The sequence below is a fragment of the Sphingorhabdus sp. genome, assembly GCF_046292425.1.
Classification (GTDB): Bacteria; Pseudomonadota; Alphaproteobacteria; order Sphingomonadales; family Sphingomonadaceae; genus Sphingorhabdus_B.
Window position 1 is genome coordinate 1 of sequence record NZ_JBKBQV010000089.1, and the last position, 3,610, is coordinate 3,610.

Sequence of the window (3,610 nt, forward strand, 5' to 3'; positions counted from 1 at the left end):
CGGCGACGGGACATCGCGGTTTCCCTTTCATAGGGCTGGAAACAATCGACCCCGGCGGGCGCGTGACTCGCGCGGCCGGGGTGTTCGGCGCGCATTAGGCAAAAGCGCCTCGCAACGCAAACGGGACTCACGTTGTCAGGTTTCACGGAAGTCGATTCAAATTCCATATACTTGAATCAACCGCATTCTCCAGAGCACTGCGCCTTTCCGTTTTATTCCAACATCAACGCCGAGAAGGTCTACCGAACTCAGGGAAGCCACATGGGGTTCGCGCGCTTGCGTAAGCAAGACTACGTGTGTGGCCGCGCGACTTCACTTAGCATTCCGTCGTAAGCAAACCTCGAAATGGCCGGTCGCTTCATCAAGATGGGTTACCTGCCAATGCGTTCCTGAACGCGCGCCTTCAGCAATCCAGGGCTGGGCGCTGCCGTAACTCACACCTGGCTCCCCGCTTACGATTATTACATCGACGCGTCCGTCTAACTCGTCGATCGCGCGATGAAGGAGCCTGATCCGCTTACGGTTCCAGGCTTGCCCGCAAGTTCGTGGGTCTTGTAGTTAGCGTGTTGCTGTACTGTTAGGTCGAGCTTTTCGGCGATGCAGTCGTCGCAAATGCCATGTGGCGCGAGGCGCATCACCAGTGCAGCAACGTCGTCGTTCACTGTCATATCGCCTCCGTGCCTCCGCTAAGCATCTAGGGCGAGCGCCGGATGTGACAGGTTAAACAACTAAATTCGAAGCCAGACACCACCGGCCTGCCGCGTTGCTTTACCGCTGTAATTCCCGCCGTGAGATTGAAGCCCTTCAATCCAAATGAAGCGTCGTCACTCGCATCGCGTTCAAACATTGAAATAGAAAGGGAGCGGAGAAGGTGCCTCGGCCAACCTTGTTCCGAACGTTCATTTCCGTTTCCGGCACGCCGATGTCATTCAACGCTCTCGCAAGATCAGCGTAGCTCATGCCCCTTCGGAGCATCTCTGCCCGCAACACTCCCTTTGCGTAAGCCGTCCAGTCCTTCACGAAAACACCCTCACTCGCGCAAAAACACTAAATGTGTCGCAAAAACATCAAATCTGATGCATTTCTCCCTTGTAGGCATTGGCTTTGAGGGGTACTGCGAACTCAGCTTGGTGTTTTGGACAGAAGGCTGTGCAATGGCAACTTTCCGCATCTGTTTGTCGACGGGTAGCCCGCAGCTCCTTGTCGACCTGCCTGCGGCCGATATCCACGAACTGCTCCAGGACGCGGCAGCATCTCGGTTCATAACGGGTAACATGGCTGAGCCTGACGAGCACGGTTGCTGTCCCGCTGTCATGATACAGACCAGCCGTATCCACTGCGCATTCGAGGCGGGTTAGCCAGCTGTTCCATACCACCATGACAGCACTGAGGTAGGTACCGAGGTCAGTCGGGGAGCAGCACGCGTGATCTCAGTAATCAAGCCCGGGAAGCTTCAGCTCACTCCGAATTGGTCTTCCGTGCATTTATTGGGGAAAAGGCGAAGGCCGCGTGTTGCATTAATTGGCCAGCCTTGTCTCGGGCGCCTAGGATCAGCGGGCCACCACTTAGCTGTATTTGGGAGCCGTTTGTGACGCTTGTGATCACCGCCTGCACAAGTCGTAAGCGCAAGACGGTATCGGGCGCCCTGCGCATGGCTAATCTTCGTGCAGCGGATCTTCCTGAGTTGGCGTCTGAGTGGTCACGCCGGCTAACGGCGGCGCCAGAGCGCTTTCCTGGTGCGGAAATTTACGGCGGACGCGGCTTCCGAGAAGCGGTACATGCTGCCAAATTACTCCACGCACGACTGCTAGTCGTCTCGGCCGGCCTGGGGCTGATTGATGCTAAGGCCGAGGTACCGCCCTATGCCTCTACCGTACTGGTCAACTCAAGCGACAGTGTGTGCGCCCGGGTCCAAGGAGATTTTAGCGTTTCATCATGGTGGAAGGCGCTGAGCAAGGGCTCGCCCTTCGCCATCTCACTCCATGAAGCCACGCAAGAAAAGAATGGTTTGATCTGCGCGGCCCTGTCCGAAGCCTACATCGAGATGATTGCGGGGGACCTTCTCTCGCTAGGCCAGACACCCTCGACGATCTCCTCACACGTACTATTCGTGCACGGCTTCACCTGACGGAGCGTAGGCTCGTGCTCGGCACCTTCTATCGTTTTTGCGGAGCTAAATCGTAGTCTGTCATTGCCGCCCAGGTACAAGACCGCGTGGCGGAGGCAGTCGCTGTTGCCCGTGTTCCGTTCAAGCAGGCAGGCACACCGTCGGTATTAGAGCCTAAGCGAACCAATGACATAACTCTTTGGGATGCAATGGAGGAGTTCGGTGTAGGCGATAAGTTACTTCGACAGATTGCCGATAAAGGCGATTGTCTCGTTGGCCGGATGCGAGGTGAAACCGGGATTTATCTATTCGATCGGGTTCGGTTGACGGAAGCGGTTGCGAGATACAAGACTGGTATTCCCCTGTTCGACGTATCAAAAGAACTCGGCGCGCCAGGGTATACTATAAAAGATTTTATAGAAAATGGACTTTTAGAAACTATACCTGAACATCGACTGGATGAATTTTCTCGGGATACGCTTATTGAAAAAGGATCGGTTGATGTCCTTTTTGGAGCTTTAAGGAAGTTACCCAGTTTTAAAATCCCAACACAACAGAGCTTGTCTCTCTCCGATGCTCTGAGTGCTGTGCTTTCGCCCTTCGCGTGGTGCGACGCATTTGCCATGGTGCTGACTGGCAGAATCCACGCTGAGTTAGCAACAGGTCAAGGAAGTTGGGCGTCGCGTCTTTACGTCAACAAGGCTGAGTTTAAGAAGCTCCTAAGTCGCGTCGCCTCCCGGCCTCTCCCATCGATTGGCGTCCCCGCAAATTCAGCAGCTTCGATCGTGGGAGTGAACGATGTGGTTTTGGGCAAGGCAGCTAAGGCCGGGCTGATAAGGCGCCATAAGAACGGGCTGGACTTGCCAAGCCTGGCGGCGTTTCGAGCCGAGCATGCCTTTCCTGCGGAGATCACCAAGCGCTTAGGCATCTCGGGACGGGTTCTGGCAAACACGATGCTAGCTCGCGTATACGAACCGATCGCGAACCTGCATAAGGTGAACATTTGGCGGCGCGCTGACATTGTCGAAGTATTCGGAGAATCAGCCTGCGAGGAATTACCGCCGGTTTGACTCAATCAACGTGAAATCTTGAATCGCTATTCTCATCCACCGCCTTTCGAATAAATGTTGAAAATCAGTCAGATACCTACACTGACGTGAATCGCCCCTGATGAAATCTGACACACGTAGCGGGGAGTGGTGCCTCGGGGCGGATTCGAACCACCGACACTGCGATTTTCAGTCGCATGCTCTACCAACTGAGCTATCCGGGCACGGGATGAAGGCGCGCTCTTAATCGCGGGGTTGGCCGCTGTCCAGCCCGCTTTGCAATTCTTCCGGATCAACCGCGCGCCCGGGGATGCGATAGCCCTCGCCCAGCCATTGCAGCAGGTCGCGATCCTTGCAGCCGCGGCTGCAGAAGGGAGCATGTTCCTTGCTCGCCGGCTTGGCGCACAATGGGCAGGGTTTAAGCTTTGCTGACATGGCCTGCGGAGATGGCGAG

At 55.6% G+C, this 3,610-nt stretch carries 6 protein-coding genes and 1 tRNA gene; 3 read left to right on the forward strand and 4 right to left on the reverse strand.

Going from position 1 to position 3,610, the window contains the following annotated elements:
• Positions 1-479: 479 nt before the first annotated feature.
• Together ACK4S7_RS12945 and ACK4S7_RS12950 are read right to left on the reverse strand one after the other, a co-directional pair.
• Positions 480-668: a hypothetical protein gene (locus ACK4S7_RS12945; protein WP_409647624.1), complete on the reverse strand. Its 189-nt coding sequence runs from the start codon at positions 666-668 to the stop codon at positions 480-482.
• 136 nt (positions 669-804) lie between these two features.
• Positions 805-1,020 (reverse strand): DUF6471 domain-containing protein, encoded by a 216-nt coding sequence (locus ACK4S7_RS12950; protein ID WP_409647627.1) that lies wholly within the window; start codon positions 1,018-1,020, stop codon positions 805-807.
• 56 nt (positions 1,021-1,076) lie between these two features.
• Here ACK4S7_RS12950 and ACK4S7_RS12955 point away from each other — a divergent pair, with 56 nt between their 5' ends.
• The 3 genes from ACK4S7_RS12955 to ACK4S7_RS12965 all read left to right on the forward strand — a co-directional run bounded on the left by ACK4S7_RS12955 (position 1,077) and on the right by ACK4S7_RS12965 (position 3,177).
• Positions 1,077-1,358: a hypothetical protein gene (locus ACK4S7_RS12955; protein WP_409647630.1), complete on the forward strand. Its 282-nt coding sequence runs from the start codon at positions 1,077-1,079 to the stop codon at positions 1,356-1,358.
• Between the two features lie 230 nt (positions 1,359-1,588).
• Positions 1,589-2,128, forward strand: coding sequence for a hypothetical protein (locus ACK4S7_RS12960; RefSeq protein WP_409647633.1), 540 nt, complete (start codon positions 1,589-1,591; stop codon positions 2,126-2,128).
• A gap of 86 nt (positions 2,129-2,214) precedes the next feature.
• On the forward strand, positions 2,215-3,177 hold the full coding sequence (locus tag ACK4S7_RS12965) for a hypothetical protein (RefSeq protein ID WP_409647635.1): 963 nt from the start codon (positions 2,215-2,217) through the stop codon (positions 3,175-3,177).
• Positions 3,178-3,304: 127 nt separating this feature from the next.
• On the opposite strand, the gene ACK4S7_RS12970 is transcribed toward ACK4S7_RS12965, so the two are convergent.
• Together ACK4S7_RS12970 and ACK4S7_RS12975 are read right to left on the reverse strand one after the other, a co-directional pair.
• Positions 3,305-3,380, reverse strand: a tRNA-Phe gene (locus tag ACK4S7_RS12970).
• 19 nt (positions 3,381-3,399) lie between these two features.
• Positions 3,400-3,591 carry a DNA gyrase inhibitor YacG gene (locus ACK4S7_RS12975; RefSeq protein ID WP_409647638.1) on the reverse strand — a complete coding sequence of 64 codons (192 nt, stop codon included), beginning with the start codon at positions 3,589-3,591 and terminating at the stop codon, positions 3,400-3,402.
• Positions 3,592-3,610: the final 19 nt, after the last annotated feature.

Excerpts from the sequence above, each read along its gene's own strand:
- ACK4S7_RS12945 (WP_409647624.1), bottom strand. The coding sequence starts at position 668 with ATGACAGTGAACGACGACGTTGCTGCACTGGTGATGCGCCTCGCGCCA.
- ACK4S7_RS12955 (WP_409647630.1), top strand. The coding sequence starts at position 1,077 with ATGCATTTCTCCCTTGTAGGCATTGGCTTTGAGGGGTACTGCGAACTC.
- ACK4S7_RS12975 (WP_409647638.1), bottom strand. The coding sequence starts at position 3,591 with ATGTCAGCAAAGCTTAAACCCTGCCCATTGTGCGCCAAGCCGGCGAGC.